Origin of the sequence: Inhella crocodyli, assembly GCF_004004565.1 — a bacterium.
Lineage (GTDB): Bacteria > Pseudomonadota > Gammaproteobacteria > Burkholderiales > Burkholderiaceae_C > Inhella > Inhella crocodyli.
On sequence record NZ_SACM01000004.1, the window covers coordinates 93,941 to 113,226 of the forward strand.

Annotated in this window: 14 protein-coding genes; 2 read left to right on the top strand and 12 right to left on the bottom strand. The window is 70.9% G+C overall.

Going from position 1 to position 19,286, the window contains the following annotated elements; translation table 11 throughout:
* Positions 1-10 precede the first annotated feature (10 nt).
* Both EOD73_RS13665 and EOD73_RS13670 read left to right on the top strand, forming a co-directional pair.
* Positions 11-2,518, top strand: a complete 2,508-nt coding sequence (locus EOD73_RS13665; protein WP_127683590.1) for a serine/threonine-protein kinase — start codon at positions 11-13, stop codon at positions 2,516-2,518.
* A 129-nt stretch (positions 2,519-2,647) separates the two neighbouring features.
* The gene (locus EOD73_RS13670) at positions 2,648-4,330 is read left to right on the top strand and encodes an AMP-binding protein (protein WP_127683591.1); all 1,683 of its coding nucleotides are present in this window, start codon (positions 2,648-2,650) and stop codon (positions 4,328-4,330) included.
* 74 nt (positions 4,331-4,404) lie between these two features.
* Here the strand turns inward: EOD73_RS13670 and EOD73_RS13675 are convergent, their stop codons facing one another.
* The 12 genes from EOD73_RS13675 to EOD73_RS13730 all read right to left on the bottom strand — a co-directional run bounded on the left by EOD73_RS13675 (position 4,405) and on the right by EOD73_RS13730 (position 19,089).
* Positions 4,405-6,432, bottom strand: a complete 2,028-nt coding sequence (locus EOD73_RS13675) for a GGDEF domain-containing protein (RefSeq protein ID WP_127683592.1) — start codon at positions 6,430-6,432, stop codon at positions 4,405-4,407.
* Positions 6,429-8,483 carry a GGDEF domain-containing protein gene (locus EOD73_RS13680; RefSeq protein WP_164846082.1) on the bottom strand — a complete coding sequence of 685 codons (2,055 nt, stop codon included), beginning with the start codon at positions 8,481-8,483 and terminating at the stop codon, positions 6,429-6,431. The genes EOD73_RS13675 and EOD73_RS13680 overlap by 4 nt, the downstream gene beginning before the upstream one ends.
* Before the next feature lie 64 nt (positions 8,484-8,547).
* A complete protein-coding gene (locus EOD73_RS13685) occupies positions 8,548-9,459 on the bottom strand; it encodes an alpha/beta fold hydrolase (protein WP_127683594.1) in 912 nt (303 codons plus the stop codon).
* Positions 9,456-10,271 carry an esterase/lipase family protein gene (locus EOD73_RS13690; RefSeq protein WP_240660714.1) on the bottom strand — a complete coding sequence of 272 codons (816 nt, stop codon included), beginning with the start codon at positions 10,269-10,271 and terminating at the stop codon, positions 9,456-9,458. Before EOD73_RS13690 ends, EOD73_RS13685 begins: the two co-directional genes overlap by 4 nt.
* Before the next feature lie 65 nt (positions 10,272-10,336).
* The gene (locus EOD73_RS13695; protein ID WP_127683595.1) at positions 10,337-11,803 is read right to left on the bottom strand and encodes a wax ester/triacylglycerol synthase family O-acyltransferase; all 1,467 of its coding nucleotides are present in this window, start codon (positions 11,801-11,803) and stop codon (positions 10,337-10,339) included.
* A 36-nt stretch (positions 11,804-11,839) separates the two neighbouring features.
* Entirely contained in the window at positions 11,840-13,522 is a 1,683-nt protein-coding gene (locus EOD73_RS13700) for an ABC transporter ATP-binding protein (RefSeq protein WP_127683596.1), read from the bottom strand.
* 8 nt (positions 13,523-13,530) lie between these two features.
* Positions 13,531-14,556, bottom strand: a complete 1,026-nt coding sequence (locus tag EOD73_RS13705) for an ABC transporter permease (protein ID WP_127683597.1) — start codon at positions 14,554-14,556, stop codon at positions 13,531-13,533.
* Positions 14,553-15,491: an ABC transporter permease gene (locus EOD73_RS13710; protein WP_127683598.1), complete on the bottom strand. Its 939-nt coding sequence runs from the start codon at positions 15,489-15,491 to the stop codon at positions 14,553-14,555. The genes EOD73_RS13705 and EOD73_RS13710 overlap by 4 nt, the downstream gene beginning before the upstream one ends.
* A 191-nt stretch (positions 15,492-15,682) precedes the next feature.
* Positions 15,683-16,909, bottom strand: a complete 1,227-nt coding sequence (locus EOD73_RS13715) for a hypothetical protein (protein WP_127683599.1) — start codon at positions 16,907-16,909, stop codon at positions 15,683-15,685.
* 26 nt (positions 16,910-16,935) lie between these two features.
* Positions 16,936-17,481, bottom strand: a complete 546-nt coding sequence (locus EOD73_RS13720; protein WP_127683600.1) for a hypothetical protein — start codon at positions 17,479-17,481, stop codon at positions 16,936-16,938.
* Entirely contained in the window at positions 17,478-18,122 is a 645-nt protein-coding gene (locus EOD73_RS13725; RefSeq protein ID WP_127683601.1) for an RNA polymerase sigma factor, read from the bottom strand. Before EOD73_RS13725 ends, EOD73_RS13720 begins: the two co-directional genes overlap by 4 nt.
* A 91-nt stretch (positions 18,123-18,213) precedes the next feature.
* Complete coding sequence (locus EOD73_RS13730; RefSeq protein WP_127683602.1) at positions 18,214-19,089, bottom strand: NAD-binding protein; 876 nt, start codon at positions 19,087-19,089, stop codon at positions 18,214-18,216.
* Positions 19,090-19,286 lie beyond the last annotated feature (197 nt).

The following is a 19,286-nucleotide window of genomic DNA, read 5'->3' on the forward strand; positions in this document are numbered from 1 at the left end:
CGATGCCGCCATGAGCGACGCCGCCGCCCCCAGCGCCTTTTCCGCCGGCCAACGCCTGGGCGCTTGGTCCCTGCTGCGCCCCCTGGGCCGCGGTGGGATGGGCGAGGTGTGGCTGGCCGAACGGGCCGACGGCCTGTACCAGGGCCAGGCCGCCATCAAGCTGCTGCGCAGCGACGTGGGCGGCATCGACCTGGCCCAGCGCTTCGCCCGCGAGCGGGCCCTGCTCGGGCGGCTGAGCCACCCCGGCATCGCCAAGCTGCTCGACGCCGGCATCGACACCGAGCTCGGCGCCTACCTGGTGCTGGAGCACGTGCCGGGGCAAGACCTCAGCGCCCACGTGCGCCAGCAGCGCCTGCCGGTGGCCGAGCGCGTGCGCCTGCTCATCGAGGTGGCCCGCGCCGTGGAAGCCGCGCACGCCCAGCTGGTGGTGCACCGCGACCTCAAACCCGGCAACGTGCTGGTCACGCCCGAGGGGCACACCAAGCTGCTGGACTTCGGCATCGCCACCCTGCTCGACGACAGCGGCGCACCGGCCGCCCAGCTGACCCAGGTGGCCGGGCGGCGCATGACCCCGGCCTACGCCGCGCCCGAGCAAATCGCCGGCGAGGCCGTGGGCACCGCGGCCGACGTCTACGCGCTGGGCGTCATCGCCTTCGAGTTGCTGACCGGCCTGCTGCCCCACGGCCAAGACCTCAGCACGCGCACCCAGTTCGAGCACGCAGTGCTGCACGGCGAGCTGCCCCGCATGGCCGCGCTGCGCACCGTGCCCGAACGCTCGCAGGGCCCGGGCCGCCCGCCGGATGCCGCGCGCGCCTTCGGCGACTTGGAGGCCGTCTGCGCCAAGGCGCTTCGCAAGCAGGCTGCCGAGCGCTACCCCAGCGTCAGCGCCTTCATCGACGACCTCCAGCGCTGGCAGCAGGCGCAGCCGGTGAGCGTGCGCCGCGAGGACTGGCAGCACCGCACCCGCCTGTGGCTGCGCCGCAACCGCGCGCTGGCCCTGGGCGGCAGCCTGGTGCTGTTGGCGCTGAGCGGTGGATTGGCCGCCAGCCTGTGGCAGCACCAGCGGGCCCAGCAGGCGGCGCGGGAGGCCGAGCTGGTCAGCGGCTACCTGACCGAGCTGCTGGGCGCCGCCAGCCCCGACCTGCACGGCGGCCGCCAGCCCACGGTGCTGCAGCTGCTGGACCGGCAGCGCGCCACGCTGCGCGAGCGCTTGGGCGGCGAGCCGGCGGTGCGCGACCGCGTCACCGCCACCCTGGTCAAGACCTACCACGCGCTGAACCGCTTCGACATCGCCGTGGCCCTGGCGCAAGACCGCCTGGACGACGCCCGCCGCCAATGGGGGCCAAGCGACGCGCGCGCGCAAGACGCCACGGTGGAGCTGGCGCGCATCCACACCGCGCTGGGCTCGCCCGCGCCCGTGGTGGCGCTGCTCGCGCCGCTGCGCCCCGCGCTGGTGGCGCGTTTTGGCGAGCACAGCGCCGAGGTCACCTCGGTCGACTACCAACTCACCGTCGCCCTGGCCCGCTTGGGCCGCTTCGACGAGGCCGAGCGCATGCTCGAACACGCCCGCGCCGCGCAGCCCAAGCTCTACCGGCCGACCGACTTCGAGTTCGTGTTCTTCGGCCAGTACGAGCAGGTGCTGCGCAGCTTGCAGGGCCGGTGGCTGGAGGCCGAGCGCCTGCTGCTGGACATGCTCCAGCGCAGCCGCCCCATCCCGCCCCAGTTCCAGCGCTTTGGCTTCGTGCTGGAGCGCAGCCTGGCCACCGTGCAATGGCGGCTCTTGCGCGACGACGGCCCCGCGGCCGTGGCCCGCACCGAGGCCCTGCTGGCGCGCATCCATGCCTTCACCGGCCCCGGCAGCGAGCTGGCCTTGGGGCTGCGCCAGGCGCTGGCCCAGCACCTGCAGCAACTGGGCGACTTCGACGGCGCGCTGGCGCAGTGGCGGGCGATCGAGGCCGAAACCGCGGCCGCTGGGGTGAACCACCCCTTGGCGACCGTGCCCCGGCAGATCGGCCGGCTGGAGGCCGAGGTGCTGGCCGCCGGCGCGGCCGCCCCCCGGCACGCGGCCGAGGCCGAGGCCTTGCTGGCGCAGTTGGACGCCACGCCCGCGCTGAGCGGCCCGCGGCGGGCCGACGCCCTGCTGGCCCTGGCCCGCGTGGCCAGTGCCCCCGGTGCGCCCCACCCCACCTTGCAGGCCCGCTTGGCCCAGGCCCTGGCCGACCCGCAGCTCGGCCAAGCCCTTCTGCCCGCCCTGCAGGCCCGCATCGCGGCCTTCGAAGCCCTGCGACAGGGCGATGCCCAAGCCCAGCAGCGGGCCGCCGAGGCCGCCATGCGCCACCTGGACGGGCTGACGGAGGCGCAAGGCATCGCCGGCTGGGCCGCGCGCCTTCACGTGGCGTGCCGGCAGCCCGCCGGCGCCCCGGTCTGGGCCCATGCGCACGCCGCACGCCCCCCCGGGCTGCCCCCCCACCCCCTGGATGGGGTGCGACCGGGTGCCCCATGCCCTTGGCGTTTTTGAGGGCATTCCCTGGGGAATAAGCCCCAAAGGAGTGCACTCTCTAGATCCGCCCCGGGCAAGCCCCGGGGCGGTCCTCACGGGTTTGCAAGCAAACTCGCGCCCCCGAGCCGTCCACGACAAGAGCGTTCCATGAGCACAGCCATCCCGCCCGATCACCTCGCCCTGCAGTCGCTGTATTACTGGGAAACCGCGCAACCCAACCGGGTGGCGCTGACCCAGCCCATGGGAGGGGGTGCGATCAAGGACTTCACCTGGGGCCAGGTCGCCGACGAAACCCGTCGCATGGCCGCTTACCTGAAGGCCCAAGGTTGGCCCGAGGGCAGCAAGGTCGCCATCCTGTCCAAGAACTGCGCCTGGTGGTTGATGACCGACCTGGCCATCTGGATGGCCGGTTACGTGTCGGTGCCCCTGTACCCCACGCTGGCCGCCGGCACCATCACCCAGATCTTGGAGCACAGCGAGGCCAAGCTGTGCTTCATCGGCAAGCTGGACGGCTGGGAGGGCATGAAACCTGGTGTGCCGGCCGACCTGCCCTGCATTTCGTACCGCCTGAGCCCCGACGACGTGCGCGCCCGCTACCAAAGCTGGGACGAGATCGTGGCCGACACCCAGCCCCTGCGCGGCCAACCGGTGCGTGGTGCCGACGAACTGGCCACCTTGATCTACACCAGCGGCACCACCGGCGCGCCCAAGGGCGTGATGCACACCTTCGGCAACTTCGCCTGGGCGCTGATGACCGGCCTGGGCCGCGTGCCGATGTCCCAGAACGACCGCATGCTGAGCTACCTGCCGCTGGCCCACGTGGTCGAGCGCGTGCTGGTCGAGCACGGCTGGTTGCGCACCGGCATGCACGTGTTCTTTGCCGAGTCGCTGGAGACCTTCACGGCCGACCTGAACCGCGCCAAGCCCACGATCTTCTTCAGCGTGCCGCGCCTGTGGGTGAAGTTCCAGCAGGGCATCCAGGCCAAGATGCCGCAGGCCAAGCTGGACAAGCTGCTGCGGATCCCGCTGCTGAACATCGTCATCCGCAAGAAGGTGCTCACCGCCCTGGGGCTGGACAAGGCCCGCTTCTGCGCCGGGGGCGCTGCCCCCATGCCGGCCGAGTTGCTCAAGTGGTACCGCCGCCTGGGCCTGCCCATCATGGAAGGCTACGGCATGACGGAAAACCTGGCGGTCAGCCACATCACCTTGCCGGGCCACGACATGACGGGCACGGTGGGCCCGGCCTACGACGGTGTGCAGGTGCGCATCGACAAGAAGACCGGCGAGGTGCAGATGAAGAGCCCTGCCGTGATGAAGGGCTACTACAAAGAGCCCGACATGACCGCCGAGGCCTTCACCCACGACGGCTGGCTGCGCACCGGCGACAAGGGCCAGCACGACGAGCGCAAGTGCCTGAAGATCACCGGCCGCGTGAAGGACCTGTTCAAGACCAGCAAGGGCAAGTACGTGGCCCCGGCCCCGATCGAAGACAAGCTGGTGATGAACAACGCGCTGGAAGCCTGCGCGGTGGTCGGCGCCAACATGGGCCAGCCCATCGGCCTGGCCATGCTCAGCGCCCACGGCGTGGAAGAGGCCAGCAGCAACCCCGAGGGCCTGAAGACCGCATTGGCCGAGCACGTGGCGGCCATCAACGCCAAGCTGGACCCGCACGAGCAGATGGACTGCTTGGTCGTGTTCAAAGAGCCTTGGACGGTGGACAACGGCTTCGTGACGCCGACCTTCAAGGTCAAGCGCAACCGCGTGGACGAGGTCTATGGCGCGCAGTACGAGGCCTGGGCCGACAGCCGCCAGAAGGTCATCATCCAGTGACCACCGACCCGCGGGCCTGAGCCGGCACGACGCGCCCTGCGGGGCGCGTTTTCTTTGGGCCGACGGTCAGCGGGTCAACCGCCGGCCGGGCTGGCCAGCACCTGCACCAGGCTGAGCCGCGCGGCGCTGGCGGCGCCGTCGAAGTCCGACTCCACCTGGGCCAGCGACACCTCGTCGTTGACGTGCAAGCCGGCGATGCCGATGGCCCGGCGCCGGCCGCGGTTCTTGGCGGCGTACAGGGCCAAGTCGGCCCAGTTCAGCGCGCGCTCCCAACCGAGGGTCACGCCCAGGGGCGGGATGGGCAAGGTCACGAAGCCCATCGAGCAGGTCACATCGAGGGTGTGCCCATCGGGCAGGGTGATGGGCGTGCCACACAGGACCGGCATCAGGCGCTCCACCCACTGCTTGGTGTAAGTGCCTTTGAGGGTGGGGGCGTAGACCAGGTACTCCTCACCGCCCCAGCGCACCACCATGTCGCCGTCGCGCACCGCCTGGCTGAGGCGGTCGGCCATGGTCTTGATGACCACGTCACCGCCGGCGTGGCCATGGCCGTCGTTGATGCGCTTGAAGTGGTCGATGTCGATCAGGACCAGGCTGCCCTCCAGCGCCTGCGCGCCGCGTGCGGCCATGACGGCGTGGAACTGGCGGCGGTTGGCCAGGCCCGTGAGCGCGTCGCGCTCGCTCAAGGCCTTCAGCAGGTCTTGGTTGTGCCGCAGCTTGCGAAAGGCCACCCTGGCACGCATCCAGAACATGCCGCCCAGGCCCAAGCACAAGGCCAGCAGAACGCCGGCGGCCACCGCCACCTGGCGCAGGGTGTCTTGGTTCTCGAGGGTTTGCTGCGTGACCTCGTTGCTGCTCTTGGCCAGCGCCAGCTCCGCCTCTTTCTGTGCGCTGCCCAGGCTTTGACGCACTTCCTCCAGAGCCTGCTCCTTCGCCTGGGCCTGGTGCGCCTGCATGAGCTTGCGCTCGGCGTGGAACAGCGCCAGGGCCTCCTTGTACTGCCCTGCGCGCGCCCAGGCGTCGCCCAGTTCGCGCAGGCCGGCGGCGCGCTCGGCCACCCGCTCCTGGGTGGGCATCTCTTGCAGCCGGGCGAGCTGGCTCCGTGCCGCGTCGAAGGCGCGCTCGTCGATCAGGGCCAGGGCGAGGTTGTGGCGAACGGCCGGCTCGGACACGTCGTCGAAGCGCTGCAACACGGGCAGCGCTAGCTCGGCCAGCTGGCGCGCCTCCTTCGGGCGGCCCTGGTGCACGTGAAAGTCGGCCAGGTTGCCCCGCAACACGGCCGCCAGGCGCAACTGCTTGTCGGCCAGCGCCAACTCCAGGGCCTCCTCCAGCAACTCGCCCTGGCGGGGCCGTTGGTCGCGCTGGGCCGCCATGCCGGCTTGGTAGTTCAGCAGCAAGACCCGTCGGCGCGTGCTCAAGCCTGGCAAGGCCAAGGCCTCGGTGAGCGTCGCGTCCACCTTCGCCGCTTCGTCGTGCACCTGGTGGAAATCGGCCCGCTCTAGGTAGAGCTGGGCTTGCAGGTCGACGGCCCGTCGCTGCCGGGCCCAGGCCATGGCCCGCTCGATGCGCTCCAGTCCGGCCGCCCCACCGCCTTGGGCCAGGCCCTGACGCGTGGCCAGGGCCACGAGGTCGACCCACAACGGCAAGGGACAGGCCTCGCGCTGCGCGGCGGCCTCCGGGATCGGCGTGGGGCACAGGGGCGAAACGACGGCCATGGCCTGGTCCACCCAGGCGGCGGCCCGCTCGGACTGCCCTTCGCGGCGGGCCAAGAGGGCCCGCACATGAAGAGCCAGCGCGTCGGCCGGGGGCTGAGCACTGGGGTACAGGGTGCGCACCGCGGCAAGGTTGCCGCGCGAGAGCTGGATGCGGGCCTCGGTGTAGCGCAACCAAGGGCGGGACTCGGGACTCACGGGCTCGCTGCGCAAGCGCCGCAGGGCCTCGTCGGGCTGCTCGAGCCCCAGCTCGACCAATTGGCGCAGGTGCGCGATCACCTCGGCCGGCAAGGGCGGCGGTGCCGCGGCCTCTTGCGCCCCGACGCCCCAAGCCCCCAAGAGGGCCCAGCCCGTGACCACCCACCGTGCCCAGCCTGCCCACCGGCTCATGCGGTCCCCCCAGCCACCAGCGCTGGCCCCCGCCACTGCCCCAACTCGATCGCCCCCCGCTGCACCGCGGCCTCGGCCTCGGCCAGCAGGGCGAGCAGGTCGTCGGCGCGCGCGTTCGGGGCCGACTCCAAGCTCCAAGCCTGGTTGCGGCCGTGGGACTTGGCGCGGTACATGAGCTGGTCGACCAGCTCCAGGGCCGCCTCCCAGGACACCACGCCCTCCACCTCGGGCAAGGGGAAGCGGGCGAAGCCCATGGACACGCTGACGGGCACCGCGCTGCCATCGGCGAGCGTCACCGGCGTGCTGGCGATGCTGGCCAGCACGCGCTGCGCCAGGGCCCGGGCCGCCGCGCCGTCTTGCGCGTCGGTCAGCACCAAGAACTCCTCACCGCCCCAGCGCAAAACGGCGTCGCCGTCGCGCACCGCTTGGCGCAGGCGCTCGGCGAGTTCGACCAAGACCTGGTCGCCGCCGGCGTGGCCGTGGGTGTCATTGATCTGCTTGAAGTGGTCGACGTCGACCAGGAACAGGCTGCCCACCGAGCCCTTGGCACGGCGCGGCTCGGCCAGCAGGCGCTGCAGCTGGTGGCGGTTGCCCAGGCCGGTGAGCGGGTCGCGCTCGCTTTGCTCGGCCAGCACCTCGTTGCTCTTGGCCAGCTCGCGGTTCGCGTCGCGCGTGCGGCGCGACAGGTTCAGCAACAGCGCCACGCCGGCCACGCCGCAGGCCAAGAGCAGGCCCCACAGCGCCAACTGCAGGCGGCGGGCCTCGGCCAAGGCGCCGTTCAACTCGTTCGCCTTGATCAGGGCCTCTCGCTCGGCATTCTTGCGGTCGTCGTCGTACTTCTGCTGCGCCTCGACCACGGCCTTGCGCCGGTCGTCGCGCTCCAAGGTGTCGGCCAAGCCGCGGTACTCGGTGTAGGCCTTCACCGCCCCGGCGAGGTCGCCCGCCCGCTCCAGGTACTCGCCCAATTCATGCAGGCCCTCGGCCACGCTGGTGACGTTGCCGTCGTCGCGCTCGATCTGGATGGCCTGCAACACCCGGCCGCGGCCCTCGTCGACCTTGCCCATGGCGATCTGCGCCACGCCCATGTTGTGCATGGCCAGGGCTTCGTTGCCGCGGTCCTTGGTTTCCAAAGCCAGCTTGTGGGCCTCGCTGGCCAGCTTGAACGCGCGGGGGTAGTCCTTGTTGCGCAGGCCCAGGTCGGCCAGGTTGCCCAGCATCAACGCGCGCGTGCGCAGGTCCTGGTCGCGGTCGGCCAGGGCCAGCACTTTTTCGTAGGCCGCCGCCGCCTCCGCGTACCGCTCCTGGTCCGTCAGGATGGTCCCTTGGGTGAGGTAGATATTGCTCAGCAGGGCTTCATTCGATGGCACCTTCGCCAGCGCCAATGCCAAGGCCTGGTCGGACCAGTGGCGCGCTTGCTCGGAGTCGCCCTTGCGGCGATGAACATTGGCCAGGCTGTTCATCGCGCCCGCGACGCGCCGCGGGCTCTCGGTCTTCTCCGCCGCGCGCAAGGCAATCAGGCGCAACTCCATGGCGTCGTCGAGCTTGCCCACCTCCTCGGCCAAATCGGCCCGAGAGGCAAACCAGCGCAAGCGCCACACCGGGGGCAGGCGCTCCTCTTCGGCGGGGGTGAGGCCGACGGCGGCGAGGGCCGCATTGGCCTTGGCCAGGTCGCGTCGGCCCCAGTGCATACCCTCCAAGGCCAGCTGCCAAGCCAGCCGCCCCAGGGCGGCCCGTGTGGGTTCGGGATCGTGGATCCACGCCCCGAACTCCGGCTCCAAGGCCAGCAGGGCTTCCGCGTTGCGCTCGTAGTTGTGGATCGCCGCCAACTGCCACAGCACCTCCAAGCGCTGCACGTCGCGTTCCGGCAGCGTGCGGCGCAGGGCCGCCAAGGACTTCAGCGCCTCGGGGTGCGCTTTGGCGGGCATGAGGGCGATCGCCTCCAACTGCTCGTCCACGCTCGGCGCGGCCCCCGCGGGTTGACCCAGCAGGCAAGCGACAAGGACGCCCAGCCACCCCAGGCGGCGTCGGAGAGAGGGGGCAATGAGGTTCAAGGCAACGAGTATGGCGCGGGCCGGCCCCCTTGGGAGGGGGGGCATCCCGGTGCCGGGGCAAAGTTCACGCGGCATGGGGCCAGGGGCCCTGTGACAAGCGAGCCACGCCATGGGACAGCCGGCTGAACAGGGCCTCGGGCAGGTCGTGCCCCCAACCCTCGACGACCTCGAAGCGCGCTTGCGGCAGCAGGCGCGCCAGGTGCTGGCCGTGGGGCAGGGGCAGCATGGGGTCGGCGCTGCCGTGGACGATGGACACCGGCACGGCGCAACGGGTGGCCAGGGCGCGCAGCCAGCGGCTGCGATCGCCGTCGTGGGCGATCGCCAGCAGCTGCCGCAGCGTGGCCTGGGGGCGCCAGGCGCGCGCGGCCGAGGCCTCGACCTTGGCGCGCAGCGCGGCTTCCGGCGTGGGGTAGGCCGGGCCGCTCAAGGCGCGGTACAGCTGCGTGTAGTGCGCCAGGGCCTGCTCCCGCGTGCGAGGGCGGCGCAGCATCAGGGCACGCAGCTTGGGCGCGGGCAGTGGCAGGTGGCGCGCGCCGCTGCTCGTCATCCACAGGTGCAGGGCACGCACACGCGTGGGGTGGCGCCAGGCGAGGTGCTGGGCCACCATGCCCCCCATGGACACGCCGAGCACCTGCGCGCGCTCGTGGCCCAGTGCTGCCAGCAGGCCGGCGGCGTCGTCGGCCAACTCGGCCAGGGTGTAGGGCGCCGGCACCGGCCAGCGCAGGGCGTGGCGAAAGGCGGCGTACACCAAGGGGGGCGTGCGCAGGTGGTCCATGGGCGTGGAGCGCCCGATGTCGCGGTGGTCGTAGCGGATGACGCGAAATCCCTGCGCCGCGAAGGCGTCGACCAGGCCCTGCGGCCAGGCGATGAGCTGCAGACCCAAGCCCATGATGAGCAACAAGGGCTCGCCATCCGCCGGGCCGTCCAGCTGGACGGCCAGCTCATGCGCGCCCACGCGCACGAGGCTTTCGCTCACCGGAACAACCAGCGCAGCGGCGCCGGCGGCGCGAAGGGCTTCCAACGGCCGCTGGGCTGGGCCAGGCGGTCGGCGACGGCGTACAGCGCCAAGGGGTTCACACCCAGGCCGATGTGGCTGGCGGGCACGTGGACGTTCTCCACCTGGGGGGCCGGGGCATTGACGCTGCAGCGCCAGGCCACGACCCCGTCGGTGCGCGAGTAGATGCTGGTGCAGGGCACGGGCGGGGGCTCGCGCAGCGCGTCGAGCTGCTCGGGGTCGCTGCTGCTGTGCCCGCTGACCAGCTCGAAAAAGCGCCAGGCGTTGGTGGCGCGGGGGTGGCCGGTGAAGGGCGTGCCCAGGGTGACCACGCTGCGCACCATCTCGGGCACGCGTTTGGCCACCTCGCGGGCGTACAGGCCCCCCAAGCTCCAACCCACCAGGCTGACGCGACGGTGGTAGCGCGCGTAGGTGGCGCGCACGTCGGCCTCGCACTGGTCGAGCACGCCCGGGCGGGGCCCGAAATTGAAGCCCTGCTGCCAGGGCAGGGCCACGTGGCCAAGCTCGTCCAGCAGGTTGCGCAGGGGCAAGGTGGTCAGGTCGTTGGCGCCCAGGCCGGGGAAGACCAGCACCGGGTGCGTGTCGCCGCGTGGAAGGCGGCGCAGCAGGGGGCCGGCGGCGGCCATGGCGGCCAGCTCCCAGGGGGCGCGCGCCTCCATCATCATCAGCAAGGCGTTGGGGGGCGACAGGGCGTCGAAGGCCTCGCGCACGCGCTCGGCGTCCGCGCCCCGGGGCGAGTCGGCCGAGGCCGACGAGGTGCTGGCTTGGAACATCGTCCCGATGCTAGGCCGATGGCGCCCGGGGCGCAGCGGCATTTGCCCCAGTTTGGGGCCTTTTCTCAGTCGGCCGCGGCCAGTTCGATGAATCCGTCGTACGCGGCGCGCAGATGCCCGGCCAGGGCGTCGATCTCGGGCAGCGCCTCACCGCAGGCGATCAGGCCCACTTCCAAGTGCTTTTCGTAGGTCTGGACGGTGACGTTCAGCGCGATGCCGTGCACCACGATGCTGGCCGGGGCATTGGTCAGCATGCGGGCGCCCGCCAGGTACAGGGGAACGTTGGGGCCCGGCACGTTGCTGATCACGAGGTTGACGATGGGCGGGATGCGTTCGGCCACGCCGCCCCAGGCGCGCGCCGCCGTGGACAGCAGCCAAGGCAGGCCGATGGACGGGAAGTCGGTCGGCATCAGGCTCTTGAGCGCGCCCAGACCGCCTTTCATGTGCTCGGTGGCGGCGCGGATGTGGGCAAAGCGCTTCTTGGGATCGGCGATGTGCGTGCCCAGGCTCAGGCTGGTCATCGTGACTTGGTTGCCGGCGCTGGTGTCGCCGGCTTCGCGCATGGACACGGGCACGGCGGCGATGAGCGGCTTGCGCGGCAACTCGCCCGCGTCCTTCAGCAACTCGCGCAGCGCGGTGCTGCACAGGTAGAGCACCGCGTCGTTCAGGCTGGCGCCCAGGGCCTTGCGGGCCGCCTGCAGGGCAGGCAGCGGCAGGCTGATCGACGCGAAGCTGCGCGTGGCCGACACCGCCACGTTGAAGCGCGTGCGCGGCGCCAAATTCAGCATGCTGTGCGAGGCCGCGGATGCCACCTTGCCCGCGCCGGTGAAGCGGGCCAGCACGTTCTTGGCCGTCCGCGCCAGCGTGTGACCGGCGGCGCTGCCGGCCACCTGCGTCAGCGTGCCGGCCGAGGCCGGCAGGGACTTGGCCAGGTCGATGAACTGCTTGGCCTGCTCGCTCAGCGCCAGGCGCCATTGGTCGACGGTGCCGAGTTGCACCTGCTTGGCGCGGCGGCGGCCCGGGGCGGGCAGCTCGCGCGGCTCGGGCGTGAGGTCCAGCAGCACCTCGGCCAGGGCGACGGCCGATTGGCCGTCGACGGCCGCGTGGTGCAGCTGGGTGTACAGGGCCACGCGCTTGCGCCCGTTGTCGCCGGGGGTCAGGTCTTCGAAGACGTGGAACTTCCACAGCGGCCGGTCGCGCGGCAGCAGCTCCACGTGCAGGCGCGCCACCTCGGCGTGCAGCGCGGCCAGGCCCGCGCCCGGCTCCAGGGTGTGCGGCACCACGTGCACGCGCAGGTCGGGCATCACGTCCACCCACACCGGGTTGACGAGGTTGAGCGGCAGCTCGGCCAGTTGGCGGCGCAGCGCCGGTGCGTGCGGCAGCCGGGCCTGCAGGTGCTTGCGCAGCGCGTTGATCCACCGCCCGCGGAAGCCCGGCGGCAGCTCGAAGAGATGGAGCGCGCCGACGTGCATCGGCATCTCCGGCGTTTCCAGGTGCAGAAACAGGGCGTCGAGGCCCGGCACTTGCTTCATCGATGGCTCCCGGCCCCAAGCGGGGTCCGAGCCATCTTAGGCGGCAGCGCCTTCGTAGCCCCTGGGGATCGCCCCGAGCAGCTTGCGCGTGTACTCCTGCTTCGGCGCGCTCATCAGCTCCTGCACCGGCGCCTGCTCCACCACGTCGCCGTGCTGCATGACCAGCACCTCGTCGCTGATGAAGCGCACCACGGCCAGGTCGTGGCTGATGAAGATGTAGCTCAGGCCCAGCTCGTCCTGCAGGTCCTTGAGCAGGTTCAGCACCTGGGCCTGCACCGAGACGTCGAGCGCCGAGACGGCCTCGTCGAGCACCAGCACCTCGGGGTCGAGCGTCAGGCAGCGCGCGATGGCGATGCGCTGGCGCTGGCCGCCCGAGAACTCGTGCGGGTACTTGCCCAGCGCCGCCTCCGGCAGGTCCACCTTCTTCAGCAGGGCCTTGGCCTTGGCCAGGCGCTCGGCGTCGTTGGCGCCGATCTTGTGGACTTGCATGGGCTCGAGCAGGGTCTGCTCGATGGTGAAGCGCGGGTTCAGGCTGGCGTAGGGGTTCTGGAACACCACCTGGATGCGGCGGCGCATCTTTTGCCAGGCAGCGCCGCCAATCTTGAGCAGGTCTTGCCCGTCGAACAGCACCTCACCGCCCGTGGGCTCGTGCAGGCGCAGGAGCGTCAGGCCCATGGTCGTCTTGCCCGAGCCCGACTCGCCGACCACGCCCAGGGTGTGGCCCTTCTTGAGGTCGAAGCTCACGCCCTTGACGGCCTTGAACTCCTTCTTGCCGAACAGGCCTTCCTTGAACCAGAAGCTCTTCTTGAGGCCGCGGGCCTGCAGCACCACCGGCGCGTTCGGGTCCTTGGCCTTGCCTTCGGTCTTCGCCGACTGGCCGGCGATGTGGTCGTCGATGACCATCAAGCGCGCCGGGTTGTCGGTCAGGCTAGGGCGGCAGGCCAGCAGGGCCTTGGTGTAGGCGTCCTGCGGGGCCTTGAAGATGTCGGCCACGGGGGCCTTCTCGCGGATCTCGCCGTGGCGCATCACCACCACGTGGTCGCTGATCTCGCCCACAACGCCCAGGTCGTGGCTGATGAACAGCATGGACATGCGCATCTTGTCCTTGAGCTTGCGCATCAGGTCCATCACTTGGCGCTGGATGGTCACGTCCAGCGCGGTGGTGGGCTCGTCGGCGATGAGCAGCTTGGGCTCGCAGGCCAGGGCCATGGCGATCATCACGCGCTGCTGCTGGCCGCCGCTCATCTCGTGCGGGTAGGCGTGCAGGCGGCGCTTGGGCTCGGGGATGCCGACCTCGTTGAGCAGCTCTTCGGCACGGGCCAGGGCCTGGCGCGGCGTGAGCCCCAAGTGCTTGATCAGCGGCTCGCTGAGCTGCTGCGCCACGGTGAACACCGGGTTGAGCGAGCTCATAGGGTCTTGGAACACGCAGGCGATGTCCTTGCCGCGGATGCCCTGCAGCTGGCGCAGCGGCGTGGTCAGCAGGTCGCGCCCCTGGAACAGGATCTGCCCGCTGCGCTCGGCGTTGTCGGGCAGCAGGTTCAGGATGGACATGGCCGTGACCGACTTGCCCGAGCCCGACTCGCCCACCAAGGCCACGGTGCTGTTCTCGGGGATGTCGAAGCTGACGCCCTTGACGGCCAGGGCGCGCTGCTGCACGCCGTCGACCTTGCCGGTGCGGAAGGCGACCTTCAGGTCTTGGATCGACAAAAGGGAGCTCATGGGCGTGCTCATTCCAGGCCTCGCAGCTTCGGGTCGAGCGCGTCGCGCAGCGCGTCGGTGAACAGGGCGAAGGCGGTGACGAACACGGCCATCGAGAAGGTCACGGCGGCCAGCTGCCACCAGTAGCCGAGGATCAATTCGCTTTGTGCTTCGGACAGCATCGTGCCCCAGCTGACCTGGTCGACGCTGACGCCCAGCCCGAGGTAGCTCAAGATGACTTCGCTCTTGATGAAGCCCACCACCAGCAGGCTCAGCTGCACCAGGGACACGTGCGAGACGTTGGGCAGGATGTGCTTGAAGATGCGCGAGGGCACGCTGGCGCCGATGGCCTCGGCCGAGCGCACGTACTCGCGCTGGCGGTGCTTCATGAACTCGGCACGCACCAGGCGGTACACGCCGGTCCACCCGGTCAGGCCCAAGATCATCACCACGCTCAAGATGCCGCGGCCGAAGATCACCGCGAAGGCAAAGATCAGCAAGATGGACGGGATGGCGGTGAAGACGTTGTAGACCCACTCCAAGAGGTCGCCCACCTTGCCGCCGAAGAAGCCGCTGATGGCCCCGAGCAGCGTGCCGATGGTGGTGGCCACCAAGGCGGCCAGCAGGCCCACCACGATGGACACCTCGGCGCCCTTGATGACCTTTTGCAGGATGTCGCGGCCCAGGCGGTCGCCGCCCAAGATCAAGGTCTCGGCGCGCGGTGCCTCCTCGGTCTTGTACTTCAGGGCGGCCTCGTCCCATTCTTTGTACTTGGGGGCGAGGGGGTCGATGTCGGAGATGTCGACGTTCGGTCCCTTGGGCACGGCGATCACGCCCACGGCCTCGGCCGGCTGCGGTCCCACCAGGTGCGGCGGCGCGTTGGGCACGCCGATTTCCTTCTGCCAGTCCTTGGCGACCAAGTCGGCCGCGGCCAGGACCACGAGCAGCGCGAAGGCGCTGACGATGGCCAGGCAGACCATGCCGACGCGGTCGGCCTTCAGGCGCTTCCAGGCCAGGGCCCAGACGCCCTGAGATTGCGTTGCGGCGGCACTCATTTCAGAACGACTCGCGGATCGACCAGCTTGTAGAGCAGGTCGGTGATCAGGTTGACCACCATGGTGATGGCGGCCAGGTAGATGGCAAAGGCCTGGATGACGGGGTAGTCAGAGCGGTTGACGGCCAGCAGGATCTCGCGGCCCAAGCCTGGGATGGAGAAAAAGACCTCGATCAGGAAGGAGCCCACGAACACGCCCGGCAGCAGCACCGAGACGTTGGTCATGATGGGGATCAGCGCGTTGCGCAGCACGTGGCGCATCAGCACCTTGCCCTCGGTCAGGCCCTTGGCGCGGGCGGTGCGCACGTAGTCGTGGCCCAACTCGTCCAGGAAGAAGCTGCGGTACAGGCGGGTCTGCGGGGCCAGCGCCACCAGGCTGACCACGATGATGGGCAGCGGCGCGTAGGTGCTGAGGTTGGTCCAGAAGCTGTCGGTCCAGCCCTGCACCGGGAACCAGCCCAGCCGGAAGGCGAACAGGTACTGGAAGACGATCACGTAGACCAGCAGCGAGATGGACACCGCCACCGTGGTGACCACCATCACCGCGCGGTCGGTCAGGCTGCCGCGCACGTAGGCCACGCCCATGGCCAGGGGGATGGCCAACAGCACTTCCAGCAACAGGATGGGGATCATCACCGTGAGGGTGGCCGGCATGCGCGACGCGAACAGCTGGCTCACCGGCTCGTTGGTGGCCCAGCTCTTGCCCCAGTCAAAGGTGACGATCTGCTTGATGAAGATCAGCAGCTGCTCGGCCGTGGACTTGTTCAGGCCCAGCTGTTCACGGATGGACTGGATCTGTTCTTCGGTGGCCGCCAGGCCGCCCAGGATCTCGGCGGGATCGCCACCGAACCACTTGAACAGGAAAAACACCAGCAGCACGACCCCCAGCAGCGTGGGAATCATTTGCCACAGGCGCCGGATCAGATAAGCCGCCATGGGTCGGCCCCTTCTTCGTCTAACGCACCCACCAACAAAACGAACCCCGCCGAAGCGGGGTGTGAAAGCGATCCGAGCTCCCCAAGAGAGCGGGAATCGGCGCGGAGTCTAGGCGAGAAGCCTGGCTTCGCCGATGGGGTAAGCCTGGGTCCGGTGAGGGAATCCGGCCCCGGGCCTGGGGGACCGACGGCTCAGGCCTTGGGCTTGGCGGGGGCGGCGGGCGCCGCCGGCGCGCTGGGGGCGGCCTTGGGGCCGGCCGGCCGGCGCAAGGGCTGCTGCTCGTAGTCGACCGGCACCTTCATCAGCGCCGGGTCGGGCTCGCCGCGCTTGAGCTGCTCCAGCCGGTAGCTCACCTCGCCGCTGCGCGGATCGCTGTCCTTGCTGCTGACGGTGAGCATCAGCTCGGGGCTCTTCCAGACCTCGCGCACGGTGACGATGGGCTTTTCGTTGCCGATCTTGCCGGCCTCGAGGGTCCACGTGGTGCGCTCGCCGTTCACCTTCACGCCGTCGATTTCTTTGGCCGGCAGGGCCGTGGTCACGCCCTCGCCGCGGGGCATCAGCCCGTGCATGGGCAGGGGCGGCAGCGGCGGCATGGGCGGCATCGGGGGCATGGCGCCCATCGCCGGCAAATCGCTAAGGCGGACGACGCGCACCTCGCGGTGGCGCTGCGGCTCGCCGGCGCCCTCGCGCACCACGATCTCGCGCTCCACCACCACGCCGGGCTCGGCCGCAGCCTTGCCTTCGGGCTTGCCCTCCGCCTTGCCCGGGGCGGGGGCGCGCTGCCAGTCGAACTGCGCGCGCTGGGCCAGCTCGCGGGCCCATTCGCCCCAGCGTTCGCTGTTGGCGCGCATGCGCTCGCTCAAGGCCTGGTGCTGCCGCGCCTGGTCCTGGAACAGTTCCGCGTGCGCCGAGCGCACTTGGATCAGGGGGCGGGCGATCTTCTTGTCGGGGTCCAGCACCCACTGGGTGCGCGCCACCGGGTCGCTCAGGTAGATGCGGCGTGGGCCGCCCTCGACCTGCACCTCGCGCCGGGTGCGGCCCTCGCCGTCGCGGCACAGGGGCGTGCTTTGGCGTTTGACGATGCGGTTGCCATCGGCCAGCACCTGCACGGTCTCGTGCACGGCGGTGGCGCAGTAGGGCGCCCCTTTGACCACGGCCTCGCGGCCCAGCTCGCGCCCCGCGAAGCCGAAGAACGGGTCGTCGAACTCGGCCGCCAGCGCCATTTGCGCGGCCATGGGGGCCAGCTCGGCCATCGCGTGCCGCGCTTGGGCGGCGGCGTGTTGGGCCAGGTCCCGCGCCATGCGGGCGTGCACCTCCACGTCCACCGCGGCGGGTGCCTGGGGGGCTGCCGGCGGGGTTTGGGCGAGGGCGGGCCCGGCGACCGAGGCGCACAAAAGCAAGGCAGGAATGGTTTTCAAGGTTCTCTCCTGAAACAACACGGGGGTCATTGCACGAAGCGCACGGCCAGCAGCTGCCCGCTGGGGTGCACCATCAACTCGGCCTGCACGGGCTGCTCGGCCCGCGCGGCGTCGAACGGCAGGCCCATCAGGGCCAGGCGCTCGCGCGGCAGCTGCGCGGGCACCAAGAGCACGGGCGCCTGGGCCTGCTGGGCCAGGGCGCGGCGCCACTCGTCGTGAGAGACGAGCGGCAGGAAGCCGGTGTCGGCCACGTCCATCGGCGTGGGGGCCGGCGCCAAGGCGCGCCCGGGCGGGCCCACCAAGATGGCGCCGAGCACGAGCCCCAGGGCCAAGGCGAAGCCGCCGCCCCAGCGACCCCAACGGCCCCAAGCCGCGCGGCGCCAGCGCAACGCAGCTCCGCTGGCGGGTTGGGCCGCCAGAACAGGGTGGGCGTCGCGCACCTCGCGCAGGCGCGCCAGCACCGCGGCGTCGTCGGCGCTGCTGGGGCCTTGCGCGGCGAGCTCGCGCCGGGCCTGGGCCAAGGCCGCACTCAGGGTGCGCGGGCCGGGGGAGGAATGGGGGGCGGTGCTCATGGGGGGTCTCCAGCGCCCAACAGCAGGGCGAGGCGATGGCGCGCGCGGTGCAAGCGCGTGCGCAACACGTCGGTGCTGACGCCGGCCACGCGGGCGGCGTCGTCGTAGCTTCGTTCTTGCAGGTCGACCAAGGTCAGCGCCTCGCGCTGGCTCCAGGGCAGGCGGCGGATGGCGGCCCACAGCGCGGCACTGTCTTGCGCGCGCACCAAGAGGGCGTCCGTCGCCGGGGCCAAGGGCTGGCCGCTGGCGTCGGCCGGATCGCCGCCCTCGGCCAGGTCGTCCACCTCGGTGCCGCCGGCGGATTGCACGAGGCGGCGCGCCTCGCGCCAGCGCGCCAGCAGTTGGTGCCGGGCGATGCCGGCCAGGTACGCGCCCAGGCTGCCCCGGCCGGGCTCGAAGGCCTCGGGCCGCTGCAGCAGCTGGGCGAAGGCCTCTTGCATCGCGTCCAGCGCCGCGGCCTCGTCGCCGCACAAGGCCAGGGCGTAGCGGTACACGGGGCCGGATTCGCGCCGGTAGAGCAGGCTCAGCGCCGCCTCGTCGCCCGCCAAGGCCCGCGCCAAGAGCGCGGCCTCGTCGCCGCCCCGACCGGGGGTGGCGGCGACGAATCCGAGGCGCGACAGCCAGCTCATGCGCGACAGCATGGCAGCAAGGCCGGGGGGCAGCAGGGGGTCATGCCCCGTATGGCAACGAGCCCCTGGCGGCGTTACCTGGTGAAAACCCGCAATTGCGGTTTCAGGCCTTGGGGCGGCTCGCCGTGTCTTGCTGGTGGCGCAGCTGCTGCACGTGGGCCAGCAGGTCCTTGGCGCTTTGGCGGCCGATGGTGGCCTCGGCCAGCAGGAAACCCCCGACCTCGCCGATGCCCACGATGTCGTTCGCGCCCGCCATCTCCAGGTAGGCGCGCTGCGACGGGTCCAGCAGTTCTGCGATGACGGTCGCCCGGGGGTTGCACTGGCGGACCACCATGCAGTTGACGGCGGTCAGCGCGTCGGCGTGGGTCTTTTCGCCGTAGTTCGCCAGCACCACCACGGTGTCGGCCTCGGCCAGGGCGGAGCGTTCGATGGCCTCGCCGCGCAACGGGTAGGGCGAGCGGTTGAAGAACACGAGCGGGTCGCTGCTGGGTTTGGCCTCGAGCTCGGCCACGACCACGACCGGCACCTTGGCCCAGCGCGCCTCGCTGCGCAGGGTGTGCACGATCTGCGGGCCCTTGAGGTTCCATCCGACGATGACCACGTGGCGTTGAAAGCGGTGCATGCGCAACCCCATGTCTTCGCGCACCTTGTGTTCGATCAGCAAGGCGGCCGCCAAGGCGCAAAGCAGGGCCGTCAAGAGTTTGGAGCTGAACATCGCAAAGCCCAGGGCCATGCGGCCGGGCAGGGTTTGCGGCGCGATGCCCACCTCGCCCGAGGTCATCATGGACGCCAGCATGTAGAAGACCGCGTCGCCCACGGTCTGCACGCGGCGGTGGGCGCCGGCCTCGAAGGCCACCAGCACCAAGGCGCAGCCCAGCCACACGAGCACGAAGATCAGCAGCAGCTGCGTGGCCAGGCGCACCCGGGCCTTGGACATCATCACCAAGAACAGGTGCCGAAGTAGGACGCCGGATGGCATGCGCTGCCCCTCCTTGTCCCGCGCGGGCCGCGGGCGATTCGAATGTAGGCAGCCGCCTGGGTCGCGGCCAAGGGGGCGGCTTTCACTTGTTCGCGGGCGCGCGGCACTAGTTGGCGCGAAGGCGCCCCAAGGGGGCGCTCATGCCCTTGGGCGCCGTGGGGACGGCCGACCCCGCCGGGCACAGCAAGGGCCAGAAA